At 64.1% G+C, this 24,694-nt stretch carries 21 protein-coding genes; 7 read left to right on the forward strand and 14 right to left on the reverse strand.

All coding sequences use genetic code 11. The features are described from left to right. Nucleotides 1-5 precede the first annotated feature (5 nt). On the forward strand, nt 6-695 hold the full coding sequence (locus ACMCNM_RS07940) for an extensin family protein (RefSeq protein ID WP_412764182.1): 690 nt from the start codon (nt 6-8) through the stop codon (nt 693-695). 12 nt (nt 696-707) lie between these two features. Here the strand turns inward: ACMCNM_RS07940 and ACMCNM_RS07945 are convergent, their stop codons facing one another. Next, on the reverse strand, nt 708-1,328 hold the full coding sequence (locus ACMCNM_RS07945) for an energy transducer TonB (RefSeq protein ID WP_339548936.1): 621 nt from the start codon (nt 1,326-1,328) through the stop codon (nt 708-710). 104 nt (nt 1,329-1,432) lie between these two features. Between ACMCNM_RS07945 and ACMCNM_RS07950 the strand changes: the two genes are divergently transcribed. Further along, a complete protein-coding gene (locus ACMCNM_RS07950) occupies nt 1,433-2,209 on the forward strand; it encodes a class I SAM-dependent methyltransferase (protein WP_085272738.1) in 777 nt (258 codons plus the stop codon). A gap of 145 nt (nt 2,210-2,354) precedes the next feature. Here the strand turns inward: ACMCNM_RS07950 and ACMCNM_RS07955 are convergent, their stop codons facing one another. Next, nucleotides 2,355-2,996, reverse strand: a complete 642-nt coding sequence (locus ACMCNM_RS07955) for a TetR/AcrR family transcriptional regulator (RefSeq protein ID WP_186675919.1) — start codon at nt 2,994-2,996, stop codon at nt 2,355-2,357. A gap of 169 nt (nt 2,997-3,165) precedes the next feature. On the opposite strand from ACMCNM_RS07955, the gene ACMCNM_RS07960 reads away from it, so the two are divergent. Together ACMCNM_RS07960 and ACMCNM_RS07965 are read left to right on the forward strand one after the other, a co-directional pair. Beyond that, a complete protein-coding gene (locus ACMCNM_RS07960; RefSeq protein ID WP_412764183.1) occupies nt 3,166-4,266 on the forward strand; it encodes an efflux RND transporter periplasmic adaptor subunit in 1,101 nt (366 codons plus the stop codon). 6 nt (nt 4,267-4,272) lie between these two features. After that, nucleotides 4,273-7,338 carry an efflux RND transporter permease subunit gene (locus tag ACMCNM_RS07965; RefSeq protein ID WP_412764184.1) on the forward strand — a complete coding sequence of 1,022 codons (3,066 nt, stop codon included), beginning with the start codon at nt 4,273-4,275 and terminating at the stop codon, nt 7,336-7,338. A 287-nt stretch (nt 7,339-7,625) separates the two neighbouring features. Here ACMCNM_RS07965 and ACMCNM_RS07970 read toward each other — a convergent pair whose 3' ends face one another. The 3 genes from ACMCNM_RS07970 to plsB form a co-directional block, all read right to left on the reverse strand. Next, nucleotides 7,626-8,315: a DUF4197 domain-containing protein gene (locus ACMCNM_RS07970; protein ID WP_186702954.1), complete on the reverse strand. Its 690-nt coding sequence runs from the start codon at nt 8,313-8,315 to the stop codon at nt 7,626-7,628. Between the two features lie 33 nt (nt 8,316-8,348). Further along, entirely contained in the window at nt 8,349-8,747 is a 399-nt protein-coding gene (locus ACMCNM_RS07975) for a YbaY family lipoprotein (protein ID WP_412764185.1), read from the reverse strand. Nucleotides 8,748-8,823: 76 nt separating this feature from the next. Beyond that, nucleotides 8,824-11,310, reverse strand: coding sequence for a glycerol-3-phosphate 1-O-acyltransferase PlsB (gene plsB / locus ACMCNM_RS07980; protein ID WP_412764186.1), 2,487 nt, complete (start codon nt 11,308-11,310; stop codon nt 8,824-8,826). 232 nt (nt 11,311-11,542) lie between these two features. Between plsB and ACMCNM_RS07985 the strand changes: the two genes are divergently transcribed. Further along, on the forward strand, nt 11,543-11,752 hold the full coding sequence (locus tag ACMCNM_RS07985; RefSeq protein WP_027595776.1) for a cold-shock protein: 210 nt from the start codon (nt 11,543-11,545) through the stop codon (nt 11,750-11,752). Nucleotides 11,753-11,823: 71 nt separating this feature from the next. Here the strand turns inward: ACMCNM_RS07985 and ACMCNM_RS07990 are convergent, their stop codons facing one another. From ACMCNM_RS07990 to ACMCNM_RS08005, 4 genes are all read right to left on the reverse strand, one after another. Beyond that, nucleotides 11,824-12,201, reverse strand: coding sequence for a hypothetical protein (locus tag ACMCNM_RS07990; protein WP_027595777.1), 378 nt, complete (start codon nt 12,199-12,201; stop codon nt 11,824-11,826). Between the two features lie 17 nt (nt 12,202-12,218). Continuing rightward, the gene (locus tag ACMCNM_RS07995) at nt 12,219-13,031 is read right to left on the reverse strand and encodes a putative RNA methyltransferase (protein ID WP_412764187.1); all 813 of its coding nucleotides are present in this window, start codon (nt 13,029-13,031) and stop codon (nt 12,219-12,221) included. Then, entirely contained in the window at nt 13,031-14,182 is a 1,152-nt protein-coding gene (gene dapE / locus ACMCNM_RS08000) for a succinyl-diaminopimelate desuccinylase (protein WP_099428480.1), read from the reverse strand. Before dapE ends, ACMCNM_RS07995 begins: the two co-directional genes overlap by 1 nt. A gap of 107 nt (nt 14,183-14,289) precedes the next feature. Further along, nucleotides 14,290-16,881: a glycosyltransferase gene (locus tag ACMCNM_RS08005; RefSeq protein WP_027595780.1), complete on the reverse strand. Its 2,592-nt coding sequence runs from the start codon at nt 16,879-16,881 to the stop codon at nt 14,290-14,292. Nucleotides 16,882-17,014: 133 nt separating this feature from the next. Here ACMCNM_RS08005 and tcdA point away from each other — a divergent pair, with 133 nt between their 5' ends. Next, entirely contained in the window at nt 17,015-17,824 is an 810-nt protein-coding gene (tcdA, locus tag ACMCNM_RS08010; RefSeq protein WP_412764188.1) for a tRNA cyclic N6-threonylcarbamoyladenosine(37) synthase TcdA, read from the forward strand. A 106-nt stretch (nt 17,825-17,930) separates the two neighbouring features. Here the strand turns inward: tcdA and ACMCNM_RS08015 are convergent, their stop codons facing one another. From ACMCNM_RS08015 to ACMCNM_RS08030, 4 genes are all read right to left on the reverse strand, one after another. Beyond that, nucleotides 17,931-18,341 (reverse strand): SufE family protein, encoded by a 411-nt coding sequence (locus ACMCNM_RS08015; RefSeq protein WP_186675955.1) that lies wholly within the window; start codon nt 18,339-18,341, stop codon nt 17,931-17,933. Then, complete coding sequence (locus ACMCNM_RS08020; protein ID WP_412764189.1) at nt 18,338-19,543, reverse strand: cysteine desulfurase; 1,206 nt, start codon at nt 19,541-19,543, stop codon at nt 18,338-18,340. Before ACMCNM_RS08020 ends, ACMCNM_RS08015 begins: the two co-directional genes overlap by 4 nt. Nucleotides 19,544-19,621: 78 nt before the next feature. Beyond that, nucleotides 19,622-20,656 carry a 2,3,4,5-tetrahydropyridine-2,6-dicarboxylate N-succinyltransferase gene (gene dapD / locus ACMCNM_RS08025; protein WP_027595784.1) on the reverse strand — a complete coding sequence of 345 codons (1,035 nt, stop codon included), beginning with the start codon at nt 20,654-20,656 and terminating at the stop codon, nt 19,622-19,624. A gap of 41 nt (nt 20,657-20,697) precedes the next feature. Next, a complete protein-coding gene (locus ACMCNM_RS08030) occupies nt 20,698-21,045 on the reverse strand; it encodes an ArsC family reductase (RefSeq protein WP_027595785.1) in 348 nt (115 codons plus the stop codon). A gap of 545 nt (nt 21,046-21,590) precedes the next feature. Here ACMCNM_RS08030 and ACMCNM_RS08035 point away from each other — a divergent pair. Next, the gene (locus tag ACMCNM_RS08035; protein ID WP_412764190.1) at nt 21,591-23,237 is read left to right on the forward strand and encodes a Na+/H+ antiporter; all 1,647 of its coding nucleotides are present in this window, start codon (nt 21,591-21,593) and stop codon (nt 23,235-23,237) included. Between the two features lie 258 nt (nt 23,238-23,495). Here the strand turns inward: ACMCNM_RS08035 and dapC are convergent, their stop codons facing one another. Continuing rightward, on the reverse strand, nt 23,496-24,692 hold the full coding sequence (dapC, locus tag ACMCNM_RS08040; protein ID WP_186675975.1) for a succinyldiaminopimelate transaminase: 1,197 nt from the start codon (nt 24,690-24,692) through the stop codon (nt 23,496-23,498). Nucleotides 24,693-24,694: the final 2 nt, after the last annotated feature.

Consider the following 24,694-nt stretch of genomic DNA (forward strand, 5'->3'; position numbering starts at 1 on the left):
TGGCCATGCGTGCGTTGCTGGCGCTGCTGGTGGGCCTGTCCTTGATGGCAGGCCTGGCCTGGCACCTCGGCTGGCGCCTGCCCGATGCATGGAACCCCTGGGCGGCGCTGGACGTGCGCCAGCCCCCCAACCTGCTCACTGCCTACAAACTGTCGCGCCTGCGCAATGACCCGGCGCTGTGCCGCGAAGCGCTGGCAACCAGTGGCCTGCGTTACCGGGCCCAGGCCGACAGCCCAGCCTCGGCCAACTGCCCGCTGAACAACGTGTGGCGCATCGAAGGCGGTCAGGCACGGCTCAGCAGCAGTTTTCTCGCCAGTTGCCCGCTGGCAGTGGCCTACGCGCTGTTCGAGCAGCATGGCCTGCAGCCCGCGGCGCAGCGGGTATTGGGGCAGCCGGTGACCCAGGTCGATCACCTGGGCAGTTTCGCCTGCCGCAATGTCTACCACCGCAAACAAGGCCGACTCAGCCAGCATGCCACCGCCAACGCCTTGGACATCAGTGGTTTCCGCTTGCAGGACGGCCAGCGCATCGTGCTGGCGCAGGATTGGCAGGCGGGCGGGCAGAAGGCTGAGTTTTTACGCGAGGTGCAGCAGGTGGCCTGCGAGCGCTTCAGTACCGTGCTGGGGCCCGACTACAATGCCGCGCACCACAACCACTTCCACGTTGACATGGGCCTTTGGCAGATCTGTCGCTGAGCTGCTGTAAATTTAGGCGTACGCGCGAACGTTGTTCAGCACCACCGGGCGCGCCCAATGGATGTCGAATTCCAGGTCGTTCTGCTGTTTGGCCAGGGTGGTTTCGTCGTAGGGCTCGGGTGCCGGGTCCAGCAGGTGGGTCTCGAACTCGGCGATAGGCAGGAACAGTGGGCGTGGGGAGGGGCCTGGGCCCGGCTCGGCAAGCGGCTGGCCCTGGCTCATGACCACCGGGCGCAACCAGCTGTTGCTCAGGTCCAGCTCGCGCTGTTGTTCGATCAGCTCGATGGCACTGAACGGCTCAGGCGCAGGTTCCAGCAGGTTTGCCTCAAGCTCTGCCTTGGGCAGGAACAGTGGCTCAGGTGGCGCGATTTCGGTGTCGTGCACGGCGCAGGCGCGCTGGGCATCGATCAGCGCCAGTGCCCTGGCCCCACCAATCGGCTCGCCGCTGTGCTGATCGTACTGCACGAACGACTCGCTGATACTGTCCGCGGGTACTTCCTGTTGCTCGGCCATGGCGCGGGCAAAGAAATCCTGCCACAGGTGGCTGACGCCCCCGAGTGTCTGGGTATTCTGCTGACCGTAGTGGCCGACAGGCGACAGGTAGGTCAAACCGATGGGAAGAGTATCTGTCATGGCAGTCGCGCGCGTTGTGCTCTGGCAGAATAGCGGGATATTGCCTGTATCGGCCGTGGTTGCCGATTCATTAAGGGCGGGGTTTGATTTTTTAGGTGTGGACGATGGAAGAGCAAGGCACGGGGATCAGGGTCGAAGCGATGTCGGCTGAGTATGCGCAACAGGCTGCGGCGTGGGCCGAGCGCCTGGGCCTGCCGCTGCAGGACGATGCCGCCGGCTTCGCTGTGCAGGTGGGCGCTGAAGGCTTGCAGATCCAGCAGTTGGGCCCACAGGCGCCTGGGCCGGTACGGGTGGACTTCGTCGAAGGCCAGGCTGCGCACCGGCGCCAGTTTGGCGGTGGCAATGGGCAGATGATCGCCAAGGCGGTCGGCATTGCTCAAGGTGTTCGGCCGCAAGTGCTCGACGCGACCGCAGGGCTGGGCAAGGATGCCTTCGTGCTGGCCAGCCTGGGTTGCCAGATGACCCTGATCGAGCGCCAGCCGCTGATTGCCGCGTTGTTGGAAGACGGCCTGGCACGGGCCCGTGCCGATGAAGAGGTGGGCCCGATCGTCGGGCGTATGCGCCTGCTGACCGGCAATGCCATCGAGCGCATGCGCGCCTGGGAGGGCGAGCCGCCGCAGGTGATCTACCTCGACCCGATGTTCCCGCACCGGGACAAAAGCGCATTGGTGAAGAAGGAAATGCGCGTGTTCCGGCCGTTGGTGGGGGATGACATGGATGCCCCGGCCTTGCTCGAAGCCGCCCTGGCGTTGGCCAGCCATCGGGTGGTGGTGAAGCGCCCGCGCAAGGCACCGATCATCGACGGGCCGAAGCCGAGCCATTGCCTGGAGGGCAAGTCGAGCCGGTATGACATCTACCCGAAGAAAGCGCTGAAGGCCTGATTACGAAGACGCCTGTAGGAGCAGCCTCGCGCTGCGAAGAGGCCGGTGAAAGCAGTGAAGATTCAAGGTGAATTCACCGGCCTCTTCGCAGCACAAGGCTGCTCCTACCGTACCGGGTTCGTGCCGGTAGGTTGAATGGGTCACGCTAAGGCCGGAACGCCCGCATGAACACCCCCACCACCTCACGCACATGCGCCTCGGCCTCGTCGCCTTCCAGCGGCCCGGCGCACCCCAGCAGCAACCGGTAGTCCGGCGCGCCCTTGACCATGCAGAAGAAGTGCTCTGCCGCGCGCAACGGGTTATCGATGCGCAGCAACCCGCGCTCATGCGCTCCGCGCAGCAGCGCTTCCATACCCGCCAACACGCGTTTGGGCCCGGCTTCGTAGAAGTACTCGCCAAAACCCGGGTCCGAGCTGCCCTGGGCCATGATCAGGCGGCTGAGCTTGACCGCTTCGTCGCTGCTGATCAGCGCCTGGAAGTTACGCGCAATGGTCAGCAGCACCTCTTCTACCGGTGCCCCCTCGGGGTATTCGAACAGCAGGTCCGGCAGCTGGATCTGGCAGGTTGCCATGACCGCCGAGCAGAACAGCGTCTGCTTGTCGGTGAAGTGGCTGTACACGGTGAGTTTTGAAACACCTGCCGCTGCAGCGACCGCATCCATGCTGGTGTTGGCATAGCCAAGGCTGAGGAACAGTGTCTTGGCCGCTTCGAGGATCGCCTCGCGCTTGGCCAGGTCCTTAGGGCGACCGGGCCCGATGGGTGCGTCGTTGGGCATTGGAGTCTGCATCTGGTTGAAGAGTCGCCCATCTTAACGGGTCGCACGCCATCCGGCCTCAAGGAATGGCCAAACGTTGATGTTGATTTTCTTTCCGGCGCTGGCTTCCCGGCTTCGGTTCGCTGATTTAATATACCCGTCAGTATAAATATTCGATGTGCTCTTCGCGAAAGGATTCATCATGTTGCGCCATGCCTTGTCCATCGCTTTGCCCGCTGCCGTCGCCCTGTTGCTGGCGGCGTGTGGCCAGGAAACCGCACCGCCCGCTGCGCCGCGCCCGGCACTGGTGATCCAGCCGCAGCCGGCTGAAGCGGCAGCCGACAGCTACCCCGGCGAAGTGCGTGCGCGCTTCGAGCCGGAACTGGCCTTCCGCATCGCTGGCAAGGTCAGCAAGCGCCTGGTCGAAGAAGGGCAGCGGGTCAAGGCCGAGCAGCCGCTGGCCGAGCTGGACCCCCAGGATGTGCGCCTGCAACTGGAGGCCAATCGTGCCCAACTGGCGGCCGCCGAAGCCAACCTGGCGCTGGTGCGCGCCGAGCGTGATCGCTACCAGAAGCTGCTAGACCGGCAGATGGTCAGCCATTCGCAATACGACAATGCCGAAAACCTCTACCGCGCCGGCATGGCCCGCCTTAAACAAGCCAAGGCCGAGTTCGACGTTGCCGGCAACCAGGCCGATTACGCGGTGCTGCGTGCACCGCAGGCTGGGGTGATCGCCAAGCGCCAGGTCGAGGTCGGCCAGGTGGTCGCCGCCGGGCAGACCGTGTTCACCCTGGCTGCAGATGGCGAGCGTGAGGTGGCCATCGGCCTGCCGGAGCAGCAATTCGCCCGCTTCGCGGTGGGGCAGGCGGTCAGTGTGGAACTGTGGTCGCACCCTGGTGAGCGTTTCGAAGGGCGCATCCGTGAGCTTTCGCCGGCAGCCGACCCACGTTCGCGCACCTTTGCCGCGCGCATCGCCTTCACTTCCGCCAAGGCACCGGCCGAGCTGGGCCAGAGCGCGCGCGTGTTCATTGCCCATGAGGGCCTCATCCCACTGGCGGTGCCGCTGTCTGCGGTGACCGCAGAAAACGGCCAGGCCTATGTCTGGCGGGTCAACCCGGACCACCGCCTGGCGCGTACGGTGGTGCGCCTCGGGCCATACGGCACCGACAGCGTCCCGGTACTCGAAGGCTTGAAGCCGGGCGACTGGGTGGTCGCCGCGGGTGGCCATGTGCTGCGCGAGGGGCAGGAGGTGCGCCCCGTGGACCGCACCAACCGTGTAGTGAACCTGACGGCCAAGGAGTAAGTCCCGATGGGTTTCAACCTTTCCGCCTGGGCGCTGCGCAATCGCCAGATCGTACTGTTCCTGATGATCCTGCTGGCTGCCATTGGCGCCATGTCCTACACCAAGCTGGGCCAGAGCGAGGACCCGCCGTTCACCTTCAAGGCCATGGTCGTGCGCACCCTGTGGCCCGGCGCCACCGCCGAAGAAGTGTCGCGCCAGGTTACCGAGCGCATCGAAAAGAAACTGATGGAGACCGGCGAGTACGAGAGGATCGTCTCGTTCTCCCGCCCGGGCGAGTCGCAGGTGACCTTCATGGCCCGCGATTCGCTGCACTCCAAGGACATCCCCGAGCTGTGGTACCAGATCCGCAAGAAGGTCGCGGACATCCGCCACACCCTGCCACCGGAGGTGCAGGGCCCGTTTTTCAATGACGAGTTCGGCACCACATTCGGCAACATCTATGCGCTGACCGGCGCGGGCTTTGACTACGCGGTGCTCAAGGATTACGCCGACCGTATCCAGGTCCAGCTGCAGCGGGTCAAAGACGTCGGCAAGGTCGAGCTGGTCGGGCTACAGGACGAGAAAATCTGGATCGAGCTGTCCAACCTCAAGCTGGCAACCCTTGGGGTGCCGCTGGAGGCTGTCCAACAGGCCCTGCAGGCGCAGAACGCGGTGAGCACCGCCGGCTTCTTCGAAACCCCCAGCGAGCGCCTGCAATTGCGGGTGAGCGGGCGCTTCGACAGCGTCGAGCAGATCCGCCAGTTCCCGATTCGCGTGGGCGATCGCACCTTCCGCATCGGCGACGTTGCCGAGGTGCACCGCGGCTTTAACGACCCGCCCGCACCGCGCATGCGCTTCATGGGTGAGGACGCCATCGGCCTGGCCGTCTCGATGAAGGACGGTGGCGACATCCTGGTACTGGGCAAGGCCCTGGAGGCCGAGTTCGAACGCCTGGCGAGCAACCTGCCGGCGGGCATGGAGCTGCGCAAGGTCTCGGACCAGCCGGCGGCGGTCAAGGCGGGCGTCGGTGAGTTCGTCCAAGTACTGGCCGAGGCGTTAGTCATCGTGCTGTTGGTGAGCTTCTTCTCCCTGGGCCTGCGCACCGGGCTGGTGGTGGCGTTGGCCATCCCGTTGGTACTGGCCATGACCTTTGCCGCCATGCATTACTTTGGCATCGGCTTGCACAAGATCTCGCTCGGCGCCCTGGTGCTGGCGCTGGGCCTGCTGGTGGATGATGCGATCATTGCCGTGGAAATGATGGCGATCAAGATGGAGCAGGGCTACGACCGGCTCAAGGCGGCGAGCTATGCCTGGAGCAGCACGGCCTTCCCGATGCTCACCGGCACCCTGATCACCGCGGCGGGCTTCCTGCCTATCGCCACGGCGGCCTCCAGTACCGGCGAATACACCCGCTCGATCTTCCAGGTGGTGACCATTGCGCTGTTGACCTCCTGGGTCGCTGCGGTGGTGTTCGTGCCGTACCTGGGCGAGCGGCTGCTGCCAGACCTGGCCAAGCTGCATGCGGCGCGGCACGGCAGTGATGGGCACGCACCCGACCCGTATGCCACGCCGTTCTACCAACGCGTGCGGCGGGTGGTGGAGTGGTGCGTGCGGCGGCGTAAGACGGTCATCCTGCTGACCTTCGCGGCGTTTGTCGGCAGCATTCTGTTGTTCCGTTTCGTGCCGCAGCAGTTCTTCCCGGCCTCCGGGCGCCCGGAGCTGATGGTCGACCTGAAACTGGCCGAAGGCGCGTCGCTGGCCAACACCGCCGAGCGGGTCAAGCAACTGGAAGCACTGCTCAAGCAGCAGGACGGCATCGACAATTACGTGGCCTATGTGGGCACCGGTTCGCCGCGCTTCTATCTGCCACTGGACCAGCAACTGCCGGCCGCCAGCTTTGCCCAGTTCGTGGTGCTGGCCAAGTCGATGGATGACCGTGAGCGCCTGCGCAGCTGGCTGATCACTACCATGGACCAGCAGTTCCCCGAGCTGCGCGGCCGCGTCACACGCCTGGAGAACGGCCCACCCGTGGGCTATCCGGTGCAGTTCCGGGTGACCGGCGAGCACATCGAGAAGGCCCGTGCGCTGGCCCGCGAGGTGGCCGACAAGGTGCGTGAGAACCCGCATGTGGTGAACGTGCACCTGGACTGGGAAGAGCCGAGCAAAGCGGTGTTCCTGGAGATCGACCAGGACCGCGCACGCGCCCTCGGCGTCAGCACCGCGCAGTTGTCCAGCTTCTTGCAGAGCTCGCTGACCGGGACCACGGTCAGCCAGTACCGCGAAGACAACGAATTGATCGAAATCCTGCTGCGCGGCACGCACAAGGAACGCAGCGAACTGACCAACCTCGGCAGCCTGGCGTTGCCCACCGACAATGGCCAGAGCGTGGCGCTGTCGCAGGTGGCGACCCTGGAGTACGGCTTCGAGGAGGGCATCATCTGGCACCGTAACCGATTGCCGACGGTGACCGTGCGCGCCGACATCTATGACAAGGAACAGCCGGCAACGCTGGTGCGGCAGATCGAGCCGACGCTGCAGGCGATCAAGGCCAAGCTGCCGGATGGCTACCTGCTCGAGGTAGGCGGCACGGTGGAGGACTCGGAGCGGGGGCAGAAATCAGTGAATGCCGGCATGCCGCTGTTCATCGTGGTGGTGTTGAGTTTGCTGATGATCCAGCTGCGCAGCTTCTCGCGCACGGTGATGGTGTTCCTGACCGCGCCCTTGGGGCTGATTGGGGTGACCTTGTTCCTGCTGGTGTTCCGCCAGCCGTTCGGCTTCGTCGCCATGCTCGGCACCATTGCCCTGGCCGGGATGATCATGCGCAACTCGGTGATTCTGGTGGACCAGATCGAACAGGACATCGCGGCGGGCATGGCGCGTTGGCAGGCGATCATCGAGGCCACGGTACGGCGCTTCCGCCCGATCGTGCTGACCGCGCTGGCGGCGGTATTGGCGATGATCCCGTTGTCGCGCAGTGTGTTCTATGGGCCGATGGCGGTGGCGATCATGGGCGGGTTGATTGTTGCGACCGCGTTGACCCTGCTGTTCTTGCCGGCGCTGTATGCTGCGTGGTTCAGGGTCCGGAAAGACTGAAGGCCGCAGGGGAGGGCGGTGCCCTCCATTCGCGGGGCAAGCCCGCTCCCACAAGTGCTGCGTATCTCAAAGTGAGGCCTGGACTACCCCCCAAGAAGTTGGACACCAATCCAATCCTTGGGGGCAGTCCAAGTGCTTGCGTATCTCAAAGTGAGGCCTGGACTACCCCCAAGAAGTTGGACACTAATCCAATCCTTGGGGGCAGTCCAAGTGCTTGCGTATCTCAAAGTGAGGCCTGTGGGAGCGGGCTTGTCCCGCGAATGGGCTGCAAAGCAGCCCCTTAGCTATCACAGAACGCCGAAGACCTTCTTGGCCAGGCTGGTAGCAGCCTCGGCCGGGTTCTGGCGAATGCTGTGTTCTTGCTTGCCGATCATCTCGAACAGGCCATCCAGCGCCTTTTCGGTCACGTAGTTCTCGATGCTGGCGCTCTTGGCGTCGACCACGCCCAAGGCCACCGCTTGCCCGGCAAAGTTGTTGTACTGCTGGGCCAGGCCCACCTTGTCGGTGGCTTGCTTGACGATCGGCAGGAACTTGGCGCGGATCTGTTCGCGGCTGCTCTTGTTCAGGTACTGGGTGGCCGAATCGTCGCCACCGCTGAGGATGCCCTTGGCATCGGTCACGCTCATGTTCTTGACAGCATCGACCAGGATCGCCTGGGCTTGTGGCACGGCAGCCTCGGCGGCCTTGTTCATGCTGGTTTCCAAGGCGTCGACCTGGTCACCCTTGCCGAACATTTTCATGGCTTTGGCGGCCTTGCCAAGGTTGCCCGGCAGTTCGATGCGCACGTCCGGGTTGTTGTTGAAACCGCCTGGGGTGCTCAGTTGCTTGACGGCAATCTGCGCGCCTTGGGTCAGCGCGTCTTTCAGGCCACCGGTGGCGTCCTTCTGGGACAGGTCGCCCAGCGACAGGGCCAGGGCACTGGCAGACAGCAGCAAGCCGGCGCACAGGGTGGTGAAGCGCAGGGAAGAGCGAATCATGAAGCTTTCCTTCTGAACAGAAATGTACGGGTGTCAGCGAACCTGATCGACCTTGATCCGCACGGGCTGGGTGTCGCTGCCGTCGAGTTTCACGCCGTGGTGTTCGGTGTTGATGAACAGCAGCTTGCCGTCGAGCTCAATGCGCGCGCTGATCGCATAGCGGTGGCCGGGCTTGACCTGGGCCGGGTCATAGGTGAGCTGGAACGGCAGCGGCACGTTGCCTTTAACCGGGCCGGCTTGGCTGGCCAGGGTCACTGCGGGTGCGTCCATCAGCGACACGTCCTGCAAGCTCACGCTGAGGGTGGCGGTTGGGGGCAGGGCGATGCGCTGCAGGTAGAAGACTTCGCCGTCCAGGCTGGCCTGGGTCGATGGAGTGTGGTTGGAGCAGGCTGCAAGCAGGGATGCGCAACACAGCATAAAGAGCTTTTTCATGGAATCTCCGTAGTCCTTGGCGCTGGCTTTTGGCCAACCCCAGGGACTTTAGCGGATTTGCGCGTCAGATGAAGCCTCAGAGGGCCGAAGTTTCCAGGGAGTCGTCGCGGTGCAAGGCGACTTGGCGGATCGACAAGCGTAACTCCGCCGACAACACGCGCTTGGCTACTGCTTCGGCCACCTCGGCGAGCTTGTCGTGGTAGCCCAGCTTGCCTTGCGCGTCTGCTTGCAGCACGCCTTGCTCGATCAACGTCTGGATGAAGTGGCGGAACAGGGTCTTGTCGAAGAATTCCGGGGCGTTGAGGCCATGCAGAATCGACAGGCGCTGGGCCATCATCACGCAGAGGTCTTCCAGCGCTTCGGCACTCAAGGTGTGCTGGCCGCTGTTGAGCAACAGCGAAGTGGCCATGTAGAAGCGCTGCAAGGTCTGGGTGATATTGCGGGCCAGCAATGTCAGCAGTACGAACGGCCGAGAGCTCGGTGCCGGGCGCAGGTAGACATCGTTTTCCTGGCGCAACAGCCCTTGCTCGACCAGTGCTGCCAGCCACTGGTCTATCACCTCCTCCAGTTGTTCCGGCGCCCAGCGCAGGAACAACTCGGTTTGCAGGTACGGGTACAGCGCCCGGACATACTGGCCAAGCAGTTCGCGGCTCATGCGTGAGCTGCTGAGGAAGAAGCTGGCCAACAAGGCCGGCAGGGCGAAGATGTGCAGGACGTTGTTGCGGTAATAGGTCATCAATACCGCATCGGCTTCATCCAGGTACAAGATGCGGCCCAAGGCGTCCTTCTGCTCGGACAGCAGCTTCATGCCCTTCACATGCTCGATCAAGGCCAGGCCATCCCCCTCCGGCAAGGTGGTGTGGGGCGAATACGGCACTTTGCGCAACAGCGACAGATACAGGTCCAGTACGCGGCTCAGGGCACGTTCGTCGAGGGCGTGGCGGCTGGTGGACAGCAGCGCCAAGGCCACCAGGTTGACCGGGTTGATCGCCGCGGCCTCGTTGAGGTGGCGCGCCACGGTGTCGCCCAGGCGTGAAGTGGCCTGGTTGAGCCAGGCCGGGCGGAACTGCGGGCCGTGGTCCTGTTCACGCCAGCCGGGTTGCTGCTCGTCGAGGAAGCCCGCCAGGCGGATCGGCTCGCCGAAGTTGACGTAGACCTGGCCAAAGCGCTGCTTCAGCGCACTGAAGACCTTGAAGATGTCGAAGATCGACTCCTTCTTCTTGCTCGCGCCGCGCAGTTCGCCCAGGTAGGTGCGGCCTTCGAGCACGCGCTCATAGCCGATGTACACCGGCACGAAGACGATGGGCGTGCGCGACGAGCGCAGGAAGCTGCGCAGGGTGATCGCCAGCATGCCGGTACGCGGTTGCAGCATCCGCCCGGTGCGCGAACGGCCGCCTTCGACGAAGTATTCCACCGGGAACCCTTTGCTGAACAACGTGTGCAGGTACTCGTTGAACACGGCGGTATAAAGCGGGTTGCCCTTGAAAGTGCGGCGCATGAAGAACGCCCCGCCACGGCGCAGCAGGCTACCGACGACCGGCATGTTGAGGTTGATGCCGGCCGCCACGTGCGGCGGGGTGAGGCCGTTGCGGAACAACAGGTACGACAGCAGCAGGTAGTCGATGTGGCTGCGGTGGCAGGGCACGTAGATCACTTCGTGGCCCGGGGCGATGCCTTGCACCTGCTCGATGTGGTTGACCTTGATGCCGTCGTAGATCTTGTTCCAGAACCAGCTGAGCACCACTTCGAGGAAGCGGATCGCGGTGTAGGTGTAGTCCGAGGCGATCTCGTTGCCATAGCGCAGCGCCTGGGCTTCGGCTTTGGCCAGGGGGATGCCCTCGCGCTCGGCTTCGTCGCTGATGGCCTGGCGTACCTGGGGCGCATGCACCAGGCCCTTGACCAGGTTGCGTCGGTGCGAGATGTCCGGGCCGATCACGGCTGTCTTGAGGTTACGGAAGTGCACGCGCATCAGGCGCTGGGCCATGCGCACGGTGCGCTCGTGGCCCTTGTTGTGCTGTACCAGTTCACGCAGGTGGATCGGTGCAGAGAACTGCACACGCGTCTTGCGCCCCAGGATCAGCACGGTCAGCAGCCGGCGCAGGCGCCCGGTGACCGCCCAGCTGTCGGCGAACAGCAACTTCCAGGGGCTGGACTCACTGGCGGGGCTTTGGCCCCAGAACACACTCACCGGAATGATCTGCGCGTCTTCCTCGGCGTGCTGGGTCACGGCCGCGACCAGGCGTTCGAGGGTGGGCGGGGCGCCGCTTTTGTCCTGGCGGCCCAGCCAGTCGGGGTCGGGCGTCAGGTAAAAGAACGCGGCCGGCTCGTGCAGGGTGCCCACGGCCACCGGCAGCACCGGGCGTGGCAGCCCTGCCTTGGTGCACTCGCGGTCGAGTACTGCCAGGTCGGTCAGCGAGGGCGACGGCAGGGCATAGAACACCGGGCGGCTGCGGTCGAGCTTGAGCATCAGCGACGACTGGTTGATGGTCTCGGAGCGCACCCACAGGTACAACAGGCGACGCAGGGCGCCGAAGATCAGGCGGCGCAGGGGGGAACGGGTCATGAGGAGTGGGCCCTGGGAGTGATTTTCAGGTGAGTATCCAGCCAATTAGTCTGCCGTATGTGCGTAAGTTCAGCAAAAACCGGCAAAAATCCGGACCGTCATCAATTTTTTTTAATCTGTGTCATATACTCGGCCTGCCACTTGCAGGATATTTCGGCAAGCGGCGTCGGCACGCGGTGATGACTGCGGGCCTACAAGGCGATCTTCACAATAAAAATCCGGAGTAGTTCAGATGTCGTCTCGTGAGACTGGGAATGTAAAGTGGTTCAACGATGCCAAGGGCTATGGCTTCATTCAGCGCGAAGGTGGTGCGGATGTGTTCGTCCATTATCGGGCGATCCGCGGTGAGGGGCATCGTACCCTGGTCGAAGGGCAACAGGTCGAGTACGCCTGCGTGCAGGGCCAGAAAGGCCTGCAAGCCGAGGACGTAGTAGGGCTCTGAGCCTCATGTGGTAAGCCTCAAGCTGCAAGTCCGTGTCACTTGCAGCCTGATGCGATCAGTTTCCAGCGTGTTCAGCTGGTGCGCCAGGTGATTTCCTCTTCACCGTCGGCGCTGATGCGGATCCAGCGATCGGCATCTTCTTCACCGTCTTCCTCGACCCAGCCACCCGGTGCGCAGCGTACTTCGACGCCGAGCGCGGCATGCGCGGCGCGTGCACAGGCGACGTCATCAGCCCACGGCGTTTGGTCGCTTTCCAGGTAAAGGCTGTTCCATTTCCCTACAGCCTTGGGTAACCAAGTGACTGGAATGTTACCGGCCTTGCATTTGAAGGTCTGGCCTTTTTGCTGCCATTCGCTGCACGGGCCGACGGCCTCGGCGAGCCAGGCGGCAATCTGCTTGTGGTCGACGTCGGCGTCCTTCAGGTAAATCTCGATATCAGGTTGGCGCATAAGGGCTCCGGGTGTGCTCAGTCTTGGCGCACGAAATAGTCATAACGCATGGAAACCGTGACCTCGAACGGCTCGGCCTGGTCGATCACCAGTGCCCGTTTTTCGGCGCTGGCGCGCCAGCCGTGCGGGGTCATGGCCAGCAGGTCGGCACGTGCCTTGGGCGCAGCCAGGCTCAGGCGGAACTCAAGGGTTTCGCTGTGCGCATGGGCCATGCCGTCCGGCACCAGGGCCAGGTGCTTATCGTCGGCGTACGGGCGCACTTCATCGTAGAGCACTTCACGCAGCTCCATCAGGTGGCCGCTGGTCGGGCCGACCCGCATCAGGCCACCGCCAGGGCTGAGCAGGCGCTTGGCTTCGGCCCAGTCCAGCGGGCTGAACACGCTGGCAATGAACTGGCAGCTGGCGTCGGCCAGGGGCACGCGGACCATGCTGGCGACCATCCAGGTGACCGACGGATCACGCCGGCAGGCCCGCTTGACCGCTTCGCGAGAAATGTCCAGGGCGTAGCCGTCGGCGTCGGGCAGGGCTTGGGCCAGCTGGGCGGTGTAATAGCCTTCACCGCAGCCGATGTCCAGCCACGCACCCGGCTGGCGCTCGGCAGCGAGTTCGGCCAGGCGACCGGCCACCGGGGCGTAGTGCCCGGCGTCGAGGAAGTCGCGACGGGCTTCGACCATGGCCTGGTTGTCACCCGGGTCGCGGCTGTTCTTGTGCTGCACCGGCAGCAGGTTCAGGTAACCCTGGCGGGCACGGTCGAAGCGGTGGCCGGCAGGGCACACCACGCCATTGTCGAGCCGCGACAGGGCTGCCTGGCAGAGGGGGCAGGCCAGCATCAGGCGAGCAACCGGACCAGGGTCTGGTAGTAGATCTCGGTCAGCAGGTCGAGGTCGCTGGCCAGGATGCGCTCATCGACTTGGTGAATGGTGGCGTTGACCGGGCCGAGCTCGACCACCTGGGTGCCCATGGTGGCGATGAACCGGCCATCGGAGGTACCGCCGCTGGTGGACGGGTGGGTATCCCGGTCGGTGACGGCCTTGATGCTGGCCGACACCGCATCGAGCAATTCGCCCGGCTCGGTAAGGAAAGGCAGGCCGGACAGCGCCCAGTCGACGCTCCAGTCAAGCTGATGCTTGTCGAGGATTGCCGCCACCCGCTGCTGCAGGCCTTCGACCGTCGACTCGGTAGAGAAGCGGAAGTTGAACAGCGCAGTCAGCTCACCGGGTACCACGTTGGTGGCGCCAGTGCCGGAATTGAGGTTGGAGATCTGGAAGCTGGTTGGCGGGAAGAACGCGTTGCCTTCGTCCCAATGCTCGGCCGCCAGTTCTGCCAGGGCGGGGGCGGCGAGGTGGATCGGGTTGCGCGCCAGGTGCGGGTAGGCCACATGGCCTTGCTTGCCACGCACAGTCAGTTTGGCGCCCAGCGAGCCGCGGCGGCCGTTCTTGACCACGTCGCCGAGCAGGGTGGTGCTTGAAGGCTCCCCGACGATGCACCAGTCCAGGCGCTCGTTGCGTGCTTTCAGGCGCTCGACCACGGCCTTGGTGCCGTGGTGGGCCGGGCCCTCTTCGTCGCTGGTGATCAGGAAAGCGACCTTGCCACGGTGGTCGGGGTAGTCGCGCACGAAGCGCTCGCTGGCCACCACCATCGACGCCAGGCTGCCTTTCATGTCGGCGGCGCCACGGCCGCAGAGCATGCCATCGGCATCGATCAGCGCTTCGAACGGCTCGTGCTGCCACTGCTGCACCGGGCCGGTCGGCACCACGTCGGTATGGCCGGCGAAGCACAGCACCGGGCCGTCCTGGTTGCCATGGCTGGCCCAGAAGTTGTCGACGTCTTCGATGCGCATGGGTTCGAGCTGGAAGCCCACGGCGCCCAGGCGATTCATCATTTGCGCCTGGCAGTCGGCATCGACGGGGGTGACCGAGGGGCGACGGATCAGGTCGCAGGCCAGTTGAAGGGTAGGCGAGAGCTCGGCAGGGGCCGTCATGGGGAACTCCGGGGCAAGGCAAGGCGGAAAAACGAGGGGCGTTATCGTATATCAAACGAGGGTTGTCGGCACGGGGCAATGGGGCCGCTGGGCGGCCCCGGCCTGTTTCAGGTGGCTTGTGCTTCGACGTTCTTCTCGGCAGGTTTTGGCAACGACGACAGCAACGCCATCACCAATGCCGCCAGGTACGGCAACGACTGCACCAGCAGCATCGCCACCCAGAAGCGCATGTCCGAGCTTGGCAGCCCTTGCACCAGATAGATGCCCAGCGCCGCGCCCCACAACAGCAGCATGATGAACAGTTCTTCGCGCGCTTCGGAGAGGGCCACCAGCACACCATGGCTGTCGGCATTCTTGGGCGTGCGGAAGAACGGCATGCTGCTGGTGAAGAACCCATACAGCACCGCCTTGGCGATGGTGTGCGACAACGCCAGCCCCGCCAGCGCGGCGGCGAAGGCATCCTTGAGGTTGACCCCGACCGCCCGGCGGTACAGGAAGATGATCTTGCCAACCTTGAAGAAGAACAGCGCCAGCGGGGGGATGGCGAAGATCATCAGCGGCGGGTCGACCCGGTGAGGCACGATGATCATCGCCGCCGACCACAGCAGTGCGCCGACGGTGAAGAAGATGTTCATGCCGTCGGCGATCCACGGCAGCCAGCCGGCCAGGAAGTGATAGCGCTGGCCGCGGGTCAGCTCGCTGCCCTTGCCGCGCAGCAGGGCGCCGGCATGGTGCTTGATGATCTGGATGGCGCCGTAGGCCCAGCGGAAGCGCTGCTTCTTGAAGTCGATGAAGGTGTCGGGCATCAGGCCCTTGCCGTAGCTGTTGTGGGCATAGGCGGCCGACAGGCCTTTTTCGAACACCCGCAGGCCCAGCTCGGCGTCCTCGCAGATGCACCATTCGGCCCAGCCCAGCTCTTCCAGGACTGAACGGCGGGTCATGGTCATGGTGCCGTGCTGGATGATCGCGTCACGGTCGTTGCGGGTGACCATGCCGATGTGGAAGAAGCCCTTGTACTCGCTGTAGCACAGCTTCTTGAAGGCGCTTTCGTGCTGGTCGCGGTAGTCCTGGGGCGACTGCACCACGGCAATTTTCGGGTCGGCGAAATGCGGCACCATGTGCTTTAGCCAGTTGCGGTCGACGCAGTAGTCAGAGTCGATCACCGCGATCACTTCGGCATCTTTAGCGGTGTGCGGGAGCAGGTAATTGAGCGCGCCGCCCTTGAAGCCGGCCAGGGGCGCGACATGGAAGAACTTGAAGCGCTCGCCAAGCTTTTCGCAGTGGGCCTTCAGGGGCTCCCACACGGCCGGGTCCTTGGTGTTGTTGTCGATCACCAGCACTTCGTAGTCGGGGTAGTCCAGCGCGGCCAGGGCATCGAGGGTCTGTTTGACCATCTCGGGAGGCTCGTTGTAGCAGGGGACGTGCACCGACACCTTGGGCCGGTAGGCGCTGTCGGCCTGCACCGGCAGGAATTCGCGACGGCGCTTGTGTATCCATACCGCCTCGGCCAGTTCGTGGGCTTCTGTCAGCAACACGATGAACACGCCCAGTGCACCCAGCGCTAACAGCACGCCCACGGTGAGGCTGAACCAGGTGCTGTATTGCTGGCTGTAGTCGTAGGCAATCCATACCAGCACCGACCCACACAGGAAGGTGATGAAGGTCAGGAAGGTGCGGCCGCGCTGGCGCAGGGCAGAGCCGTCGATGAACAGCACCATCAGGGCAATCATCGCCAGCACCACCGAGGCGACCGCCAGGGCACGCCACTGCGGGATGGCGACTACCGGGCCATCGAAGTTGAACTTCTGCTGGCGCTCGGCGTTGAACACGCCCCAGTAAGCCCCCACGGAACCTTCGTCACTGGCTTTCCAAGGCTGGTCGTAGGCCTCGATCACAAAGTAGTTGTAACCGCGGCGGTTGAGCGTGTTCACCAGGGTGCGCAGGTAGATGGCCTGGTCAGCCTGGGTAGCATCGGCACCGCCGCGCATGCGGCCATTGCTCGGCCAGCCGACTTCCGACAGCAGCAGCGGCTTGCGCGGGAACTGCTGCTTGAGGTCGCGGGCGCGGTCGAGCACGAACTCCACCGAGTCCTGCATCGGCACGAATTCCCAGTAAGGCAGGATGTGCGCGGCGATCAGGTCGACGTGCTTGGCCAGCTCCGGGTGTTCTTTCCAGATGTGCCACTGCTCACTGGTGGTGACCGGCACCTTGACGGCGGCGCGTACCCGGTCCAGGTACTGGATCAGTGCCTCGGGCGTGACTTCTTCGCGGAACAGCGCCTCGTTGCCGACCACCACCCGCACCACGCTGCGCGAGGTGTTGGCCAGTTCGATGGCGGTGGCGATTTCGCGCTCGTTGCGCTCAAGGTCCGGGCTGATCCAGATACCCAAGGTCACCCGCAGGCCGAATTCCTCGGCCAGGCGCGGGATATCTGCCTGGGTGCCCTCTACGGTATAGATGCGGATGCTGTCGGTCAGCTTGCTCATCTGCTCCAGGTCTTGGCGCATCTCGTCGTCGCTGGGGTACTGGCCCTTTTGCGGGCTCTCGCCAAGGCGGAAGGGCGAGTACGAGAAACCAGAGATCTGCTCCGGCCAGGCAGGCGCGGAGACGGGGCGGTTGATCAGCGCCCAGAACCCGGTGAACAGCGCCGCGATGGCCAGGACCACGACCAGGTTGAGGCCGAATTTGCGTGATGACATTGTCGTCCAAGTCTGTCGAATTGAGTGAATATTAAAGCAGGATTGGCCGGCACTTTCCTAACCATGGAGGCCAACGGCGCCATTGGCATATAATGCGCGCCGTTTTTAGCGGTATGCGCTTCGGGGTAGCAAGATGAGCACAGAAGATCCACGCTTTGCCGGCGTCGCCCGGTTGTATGGCGATGATGGCCTGCAACGGTTGAAACAGGCCCATGTGGCGATCGTCGGTATCGGCGGGGTCGGCTCGTGGACGGCCGAGGCGTTGGCGCGCAGTGGCGTGGGCGAGATTACCCTGTTCGACCTCGACGATGTCTGTGTCAGCAATACCAACCGTCAGGCCCATGCCCTCGAAGGGCAGGTGGGGCGGCCCAAGGTCGAGGTCATGGCCGAGCGCCTGCGGGCGATCAACCCAGCGTGCACGGTGCACGCGGTAGCTGACTTCGTCACCCGCGAGACCATGGCCGAGTACATCACCGAAGGCCTCGACTTCGTCATCGACTGCATCGATAGCGTTATGGCCAAAGCCGCGCTGATTGCCTGGTGCAAGCGGCGCAAGATCGGCGTTGTGACCACCGGTGGCGCGGGGGGGCAGATCGACCCCACGCAAATCCAGGTCGGTGACCTCAACAAGACCTTCAACGACCCGCTGGCTTCACGGGTACGGTCCACCTTGCGTCGCGACTACAACTTCTCGCGCAATGTCAGCCGTAACTACGCCGTGCCGTGTGTGTTTTCCAGCGAACAGCTGCGCTACCCCAAGGGTGATGGCAGTGTTTGCCTGCAGAAGAGTTTCGTCGGTGAAGGCGTGCGCCTGGACTGCTCGGGTGGTTTTGGCGCGGTGATGATGGTGACCGCGACCTTTGGCATGGTCGCGGCCAGCAAGGCCGTGGAAAAACTGGTGGCGGGTGCCAGGCGGCCGTCAGAGCGGGTCAAACCCGAGTAACCCTGTTCCTATTCGCGGGCAAGCCCGCTCCCACAGGGGCTGTGCGCTACTCAGGGGCTGTGCAGTTCCTGTAGGAGCGGGCTTGCCCGCGAAGAAGTCCCACTGTTCAGTGGCTGGAGGTGATTTCTGCCATCCGCAGCAACACTGCATGCAGGCCATTGCTGCGCGAGGGGGACAGTTGCCGCTCCAGGCCTAACTGGCTGAACCAGCCCGGCAAATCCAGCTCAGCCAGCTCGCTGCTGGCCAGGCCTTGCACCCGCACCAGCAGCAAGGCCAGCAACCCGCGCAACAACCGTGCATCGCTGCTGGCCTTGAATCGCCACTGGCCATCTTGCTGTTCAGCCACCAGCCACACCAGGCTTTCACAGCCATGCACACGGTTGTGCTCGCATTTGTCGGCATCACTCAGCGGCTCAAGACGATCACCCCACTGCATCAGCAGCCGCGCACGTTGCTCCCAGCCGCGGGCCTGCTCGAACTGTTCCAGCGCCTCGCGGGCAGCTGTCGGCAAACTCATCGCAACATCTCCAGCCCTTGATCCAGCGCGTCGAAAAAGCGCTGCAGGTCATCGCTGTCGTTATACAGCCCCAGCGATACCCGAATCGCCCCCTCAAGCCCCAGCCCTGTGAGCAGCGGCATGGCGCAATGATGGCCGGCACGCACGGCGACGCCTTGCTCGGTCAGCAGATGGGCGATGTCGGCGTTGTGCACCCCTTCGATCACGAAGCTGGCCAAGGCCGTCTGTGGCGAGCCGAGCACGCGTATGCCATCGCGGTCGGCCAGGCCGCGCAGCAAGTGTTGGTGCAAGCTGGCTTCATGCCGCTCGACCGCCTGAGCATCGAGGCTGGCCAGGTAATCGAGCGTGGCGCCCAGGCCGATGACACCCGCGATGGGTGGGGTACCGGCTTCGAAGCCCAGCGGGGCGGGGCGGAAGCTGGCGCTCTGGTACTCGGCCAGTTGCACCATCTCACCGCCAAATTGCCAGTGGCGCAGCAGCGCCAGCGCCTGGCTGCGACCATACAGCACGCCAACCCCTTCCGGCCCATACAGCTTGTGGCTGGAAAAGACATAGAAGTCGCACGCCAACTGCTGCACATCATGGCGGCCATGCACCACGCCCTGGGCGCCGTCGACCACGGTCAATGCGCCTTGGGCCCGGGCATGGGCCAGCAAGGCCGACAGCGGTTGCCAGGTGCCCAGCACGTTGGACAGCTGGCTGACCGCCAGTACCCGAGTGCGTGGCCCGATCAGTTGCAGGGCCTGATCGAGGTCGATGCCGCCGTGAATGTCGAGCGGCAAGATAACCAGGCGAAGGTTGCGCCGCCGGGCCAGCTGTTGCCAGGGCAGCAGGTTGGCATGGTGTTCCAGGGCACTGACGGCGAGTTCGTCACCGGCTTCGAAGCGGTGCTCCAGGCCATAGGCCAGCAGGTTGAGGGCCGAGGTGGCGCCATGGGTGAAAACGATCTGCCGCGAATCGGTGGCATTGAGCCAGGCGGCAACCTTGTCGCGGCTGGTTTCGAACGCCTGGGTCGCCAGCGCGCCGGGCAGGTGTTGGGCACGGTGCACGTTCGCCGCGCCATGGCCGTAGTAATGGCTCAGGGCATCGATCAGGGCTTGCGGTTTCTGGCTGGTGGCGGCGCTGTCCAGGTAAGTCTGGTGCTGCCGTTGCAGGGCGGCGATGGCGGGGAAATCGGCACGCCAGGGGGAGGGCTGGAACATGGTCGCGGGGCCTGGAATGAAAAACGGGTCTGGCATTACGCCAGACCCGATCTTATCACTTCAAACCGAGGAAGGTTCTCAGTTGTGGGCGTGCAGCGCCTCGTTCAGCTCGATGGCCGACTTGTGGGTCTTGCATTCCACCGCGCCGTTCAGCGAGTTGCGACGGAACAGCAGGTCGGTCTGGCCGGCCAGGTCGCGGGCCTTGACCACTTTGACCAGCTCGTTGTTCTCGTCGAGCAGGTTCACCTTGGTGCCAGCGGTAATGTACAGGCCAGCTTCGACGGTGTTGCGGTCGCCCAGCGGGATGCCGATACCGGCGTTGGCGCCGATCAGGCAGCCTTCGCCGACCTTGATGACGATGTTGCCGCCACCGGACAGGGTGCCCATGGTCGAGCAGCCGCCGCCCAGGTCCGAACCCTTGCCGACGAAGACGCCCGCCGAAACGCGGCCTTCGATCATGCCTGGGCCTTCGGTGCCCGCGTTAAAGTTGACGAAGCCTTCGTGCATGATGGTGGTGCCTTCGCCGATGTAGGCGCCCAGGCGCACACGGGCGGTGTCGGCGATACGCACGCCGGCCGGGACCACGTAATCGGTCATTTTCGGGAACTTGTCCACCGAGAACACTTCCAGCAGCTCGCCCTTCAGGCGTGCTTCCAGTTGCAGTTCGGCCAGCTCGCCCAGGTCGACGGCGCCTTGGTTGGTCCAGGCGACGTTTGGCAGCAGCGGGAAGATGCCGGCCAGGCTCACGCCGTGCGGCTTGACCAGGCGGTGCGACAGCAGGTGCAGCTTGAGGTAGGCCTCTGGGGTCGAGGTCAGCGCAGCGTCTTCTGCCAGCAGGGTGGCGACCAGCGGCTTGTGGCTTTCGGCCAGGCGGGTCAGCAGGGCAGCTTGGGCGGCATCGACGCCTTTCACGGCTTCAGCCAGCTGCGCCGCTTGCGCGTTGCTGAACGCAATGGCCTGGTTGCCGCCTTCGTAGCCGAGGATCGGGGTAACGGCAGCGATCAGCTCGGCGCTTGGGTTGACCAGCGGTTGTGCGTAGAAGACTTCAAGCCAGGTGCCCTGGCGGTTCTGGGAGCCGACACCGAAGGCCAGGCTGAACAGGGTATTGGACATGGGATTACCTCGTGCGAAATAGGGTGGAAGCGCAGGCGGGCTCAGGCCAGCGCTGCGGCATACGAATCAGGTTTGAAACCAACCAGGGTGCGCTCGCCCAGATCGAGCACCGGGCGCTTGATCATCGAAGGTTGGGCAAGCATCAGCTCGACGGCCTTGGCCTGGTCGATATCAGCCTTGCTGGCGTCGTCGAGCTTGCGGAAGGTGGTGCCGGCACGGTTGAGGATGACTTCCCAGCCGTGCTCGTCGCACCAGCGGTTCAGGCTGTCACGGTCGATGCCTTGGGTTTTGTAGTCATGGAATTCGTAGGCGATGGCTTTGTCTTCGAGCCAGGTACGCGCCTTTTTCATGGTGTCACAGGCTTTGATGCCGTAGAGCGTGTAAGTCATTGTGTACATTGGGGCAAAGGTTCCCCAATTTCTCCATTTTTCGAAAGTCAGTCGCGGGATTATGCGGGAACGATTCGGTGAGCGCCACGGGGTGTGGGCGAATGGGGAGGGGTTGAGCGTTGTAGCGCCTATGAGACCGAGCGCCGCCCGCGCGGCGCTTCGCAGCACAAGGCTGCTCCTACATCTGTTTCGGGCCAGTCACGCCTGTGGAATCTGCGCGCGACCGCCTTGTTTGTCCGACTCGATATCAAGGTGGGCACCAAGGGGCCGCGCGCCCATGCCACAGGAATAATTAGCCCGAAACAGATGTAGGAGCAGCCTTGTGCTGCGAAGCGCCGCGCGGGCGGCGCTCGTTCTCATAGGCGCCAACGCCCTTCAGCCTTGCCCCCCGTCACGCAAACACATGCATCATTGTGTTACATATTCCCGCCGCACCTGCGACTATCGTGCAGCGGCCCCGCATTGCCATACGCCGCTAACATATTGTTTCAATGGCGAAGTTTCGCCTCGCTACGGTTATTGATTCATAAAGGAAGCTTTCACGGATGCAGTCAGCCTATACCGTCCTCATTTTGCTCACGCTGGTCAGCGTGTCGAAGCTGGTCGGCCGGATGATTCCGCTGCCCCTGCCATTGGTGCAGATTGCCGCTGGCGCGCTGCTGGCCTGGCCCACCCTGGGGCTGCACGTGGCCCTGGACCCCGAGCTGTTCCTCTTCCTGTTCCTGCCGCCGCTGCTGTTTGCCGATGGCTGGCGCATTCCCAAGCGCGAGTTGTGGCGCATTCGCGGGCCGGTGGTGGCGCTGGCCGTGGGGTTGGTGCTGTTTACCGTGGTCGGCGCCGGTTACTTCATTCACTGGCTGTTGCCGAGCATCCCGCTGCCGGTCGCTTTTGCCCTGGCAGCGGTGTTGTCGCCTACCGATGCCGTGGCCGTTTCGGCCATTGCACAGGACCGTCTGCCAACCCCGCTGATGCATATGCTGCAGGGTGAGGCGCTGATGAACGATGCCTCGGGCCTGGTGACGTTCAAGTTCGCCTTGGCCGCAGCGATCACGGGGGTGTTCTCGTTGGCCGATGCAAGCTTCAGCTTCGTCCTGGTCGCCCTTGGCGGCCTGGCGGTCGGCGTTGCCCTGAGCTGGCTGATCGGCCGTCTGCGCGCCTGGATGATCGCCCGCGGCTGGGACGACCCCGCCACGCACGTGGTGTTCATGCTGTTGCTGCCCTTTGCGGCATATGTATTGGCAGAGCGCCTGGGGGTATCCGGCATTCTGTCGGCAGTGGCGGCCGGCATGATGCAGAGCTGGCTCGACCTGCTGCCCCGCCAGACCAGTACCCGCTTGCTCAATCGCAGTGTGTGGTCGTTGCTGGAGTTTGCCTTCAATGGCCTGATCTTCCTGCTGCTCGGCCTGCAATTGCCGGACATCATCAAGGCCGTCGTGAGCCACGAGGCCACTGTCTGGCCGACCTTGGCCTGGCGCTGCCTGGATGTACTGGCGATCTTCGCGGCGTTGATCCTGCTGCGGTTTATCTGGGTGCAGAGCATCTGGCGGGCCATTGGTGTGGTACGCCCCTGGCGGGGCAAGCCGGCGCTGGTGCTGATGCCCACGGCGCGTTCCTGCTGGCTGCTGACCCTAGGGGGCGTACGTGGCGCCGTGACTCTGGCGGGTGTGATGTCGGTGCCGCTGTTGATCAGTGCGGGGCAGGCGTTCCCCGAGCGTGATTTGCTCATCTTCATCGCCGCAGGGGTCATTCTGCTGTCGTTGATCAGTGCCTGCATTGCCTTGCCGATTCTGCTGCGTGGCGTCACCCAAAGCCCGGATGAGCGGCTGCATCAAGAAGTGCTGGAGGCTTGGCGACGCACGGCCGAGGCCGCGATTCATGCCCTGGAGGCGGAAGAGGTGATCGATGCCAACGCGCCGCAGGATGCCGCGCAGGCGACACTGGCGACCGAGCTCAAGGCGCGGTTGATGGCCGAGTACCGGGACGAGCTGGACAGTTACAACGACACGGCGGAGGCACGGGCCCTGGCTGAGCAGATGGACCTGCTTGAGCGGCGTTTGCGCTTGCGTGCGCTGCGGGCGCAGCGGCTGGAGTTGTACAACCTTCATCGCCAGCACCTGGTGGGCGATGAGGTGGTGCGGCAGGTGCTGGGTGAGCTGGATATGAGCGAGGCGAACCTGGGCGCTGTCCGGTAGCTCGCAGGGGCTGCTCTGCAGCCCGTGAGAATCCCTGTGGGGGCAACTGTCTTGCGCAATTTCTAAAAATTGACGCATTACGTGGGAGCGGGCTTGCCCCGCGAACACCGGCGAAGCCGGTGCCATGCACCGCGTAGCCCCATTCGCGGGGCAAGCCCGCTCCCACAGGGTCCTCACATGGTCTGAACCTGCGCAGTTACCTGTGGCTTGTCGGGGCGCCGAACCGCTGCGATGGGGCGCAAAGCGCCCCCTGCCTAATCAGCGGTTCTGCAGGAACGCGCGAATCCGCTCGGCGGCCTCGATGCACTCGGCCAGCGGCGCAACCAACGCCATGCGCACTCGGCCAGCGCCAGGGTTCACGCCATCCACGTCACGCGACAGGTACGACCCCGGCACCACGGTCACATGCTGGGCTTCGAACAGGTCGCGGGTGAACGCGGCGTCGCAGCCCGGCACCTTGGCCCACAGGTAGAAGCTGCCATCCGGGCGTTGCACATCCATCACCGGCTGCAGGATATCCAGCACGGCATCGTACTTGGCGCGGTACTGGTCACGGTTTTCGCGCACGTGCGCCTCGTCCTGCCAGGCAGCGATGCTGGCCAGCTGGGTCTGCACGGGCATGGCGCAGCCGTGGTAGGTGCGGTACAGCAAAAATGGCTTGATGATCTCGGCATCGCCCGCGACGAAGCCCGAACGCAGGCCTGGCAGGTTGGAACGCTTGGACAGGCTGTGGAACACCACGCAGCGTTTGAAATCGCTGCGGCCCAGTTCGGCGCAGGCGCTGAGCAGGCCCGGTGGCGGGGCGTCTTCGTCGAAGTACAGCTCGCTGTAGCATTCGTCGGCGGCGATCACGAAATCATGCTCGTCGGCCAGGGCAATCAGCTTCTTCAGGGTGTCCATCGGCACCAGCGCGCCGGTAGGGTTGCCTGGCGAGCACAGGAAGAGGATTTGGCAACGCTGCCAGACATCAGCCGGCACGGCGTCGAAGTCAGGGTTGAAGCCGTTGTTTTCAAGGCACGGCAGGTAGTGCGGCGTGGCGCCTGCCAGCAGCGCCGCGCCTTCGTAGATCTGGTAGAACGGGTTAGGGCTGACCACCAGGCCATCATCGGCCCGGTTGACCACGGCCTGGGTGAAGGCGAACAGTGCTTCACGGGTGCCGTTGACCGGCAGGATGTGACGGTCGGCATCCAGCCAGCCGGTTGGCACGCCGAAGCGGCGCTCGCACCACTGGCCGATGGCCTGGCGGAGCCCTGGCAGGCCGAGGGTGCTGGGGTACACCGCCAGCTTGTCGAGGTTGTCGGCCATGGCCTGGGCGACGAACGCCGGCGATGTGTGCTTCGGCTCACCGATCGACAGCGCGATGGCGCGCTTGTCGGCCGCAGGTTTCACACTGCCCAGCAGGGCTCGCAGTTTCTCGAACGGGTAGGGCTGAAGCTGGGTCAGGGCATGGTTCATCG

It is taken from the genome of Pseudomonas sp. NGC7, from assembly GCF_047159675.1.
Classification (GTDB): domain Bacteria; phylum Pseudomonadota; class Gammaproteobacteria; order Pseudomonadales; family Pseudomonadaceae; genus Aquipseudomonas; species Aquipseudomonas kermanshahensis.

Excerpts from the sequence above, each read along its gene's own strand:
- ACMCNM_RS08015 (WP_186675955.1), bottom strand. The coding sequence starts at position 18,341 with ATGAGTTTGCCGACAGCTGCCCGCGAGGCGCTGGAACAGTTCGAGCAG.
- ACMCNM_RS08005 (WP_027595780.1), bottom strand. The coding sequence starts at position 16,881 with ATGTCATCACGCAAATTCGGCCTCAACCTGGTCGTGGTCCTGGCCATC.
- ACMCNM_RS08035 (WP_412764190.1), top strand. The coding sequence starts at position 21,591 with ATGCAGTCAGCCTATACCGTCCTCATTTTGCTCACGCTGGTCAGCGTG.
- ACMCNM_RS07990 (WP_027595777.1), bottom strand. The coding sequence starts at position 12,201 with ATGCGCCAACCTGATATCGAGATTTACCTGAAGGACGCCGACGTCGAC.
- dapD (WP_027595784.1), bottom strand. The coding sequence starts at position 20,656 with ATGTCCAATACCCTGTTCAGCCTGGCCTTCGGTGTCGGCTCCCAGAAC.
- ACMCNM_RS07985 (WP_027595776.1), top strand. The coding sequence starts at position 11,543 with ATGTCGTCTCGTGAGACTGGGAATGTAAAGTGGTTCAACGATGCCAAG.
- ACMCNM_RS07965 (WP_412764184.1), top strand. The coding sequence starts at position 4,273 with ATGGGTTTCAACCTTTCCGCCTGGGCGCTGCGCAATCGCCAGATCGTA.
- ACMCNM_RS08020 (WP_412764189.1), bottom strand. The coding sequence starts at position 19,543 with ATGTTCCAGCCCTCCCCCTGGCGTGCCGATTTCCCCGCCATCGCCGCC.
- tcdA (WP_412764188.1), top strand. The coding sequence starts at position 17,015 with ATGAGCACAGAAGATCCACGCTTTGCCGGCGTCGCCCGGTTGTATGGC.
- ACMCNM_RS07995 (WP_412764187.1), bottom strand. The coding sequence starts at position 13,031 with ATGCTGGCCTGCCCCCTCTGCCAGGCAGCCCTGTCGCGGCTCGACAAT.
- ACMCNM_RS07975 (WP_412764185.1), bottom strand. The coding sequence starts at position 8,747 with ATGAAAAAGCTCTTTATGCTGTGTTGCGCATCCCTGCTTGCAGCCTGC.
- plsB (WP_412764186.1), bottom strand. The coding sequence starts at position 11,310 with ATGACCCGTTCCCCCCTGCGCCGCCTGATCTTCGGCGCCCTGCGTCGC.
- ACMCNM_RS07940 (WP_412764182.1), top strand. The coding sequence starts at position 6 with ATGCGTGCGTTGCTGGCGCTGCTGGTGGGCCTGTCCTTGATGGCAGGC.
- ACMCNM_RS07970 (WP_186702954.1), bottom strand. The coding sequence starts at position 8,315 with ATGATTCGCTCTTCCCTGCGCTTCACCACCCTGTGCGCCGGCTTGCTG.
- dapC (WP_186675975.1), bottom strand. The coding sequence starts at position 24,692 with ATGAACCATGCCCTGACCCAGCTTCAGCCCTACCCGTTCGAGAAACTG.
- ACMCNM_RS07955 (WP_186675919.1), bottom strand. The coding sequence starts at position 2,996 with ATGCAGACTCCAATGCCCAACGACGCACCCATCGGGCCCGGTCGCCCT.
- ACMCNM_RS07960 (WP_412764183.1), top strand. The coding sequence starts at position 3,166 with ATGTTGCGCCATGCCTTGTCCATCGCTTTGCCCGCTGCCGTCGCCCTG.
- dapE (WP_099428480.1), bottom strand. The coding sequence starts at position 14,182 with ATGACGGCCCCTGCCGAGCTCTCGCCTACCCTTCAACTGGCCTGCGAC.
- ACMCNM_RS07950 (WP_085272738.1), top strand. The coding sequence starts at position 1,433 with ATGGAAGAGCAAGGCACGGGGATCAGGGTCGAAGCGATGTCGGCTGAG.
- ACMCNM_RS08030 (WP_027595785.1), bottom strand. The coding sequence starts at position 21,045 with ATGACTTACACGCTCTACGGCATCAAAGCCTGTGACACCATGAAAAAG.
- ACMCNM_RS07945 (WP_339548936.1), bottom strand. The coding sequence starts at position 1,328 with ATGACAGATACTCTTCCCATCGGTTTGACCTACCTGTCGCCTGTCGGC.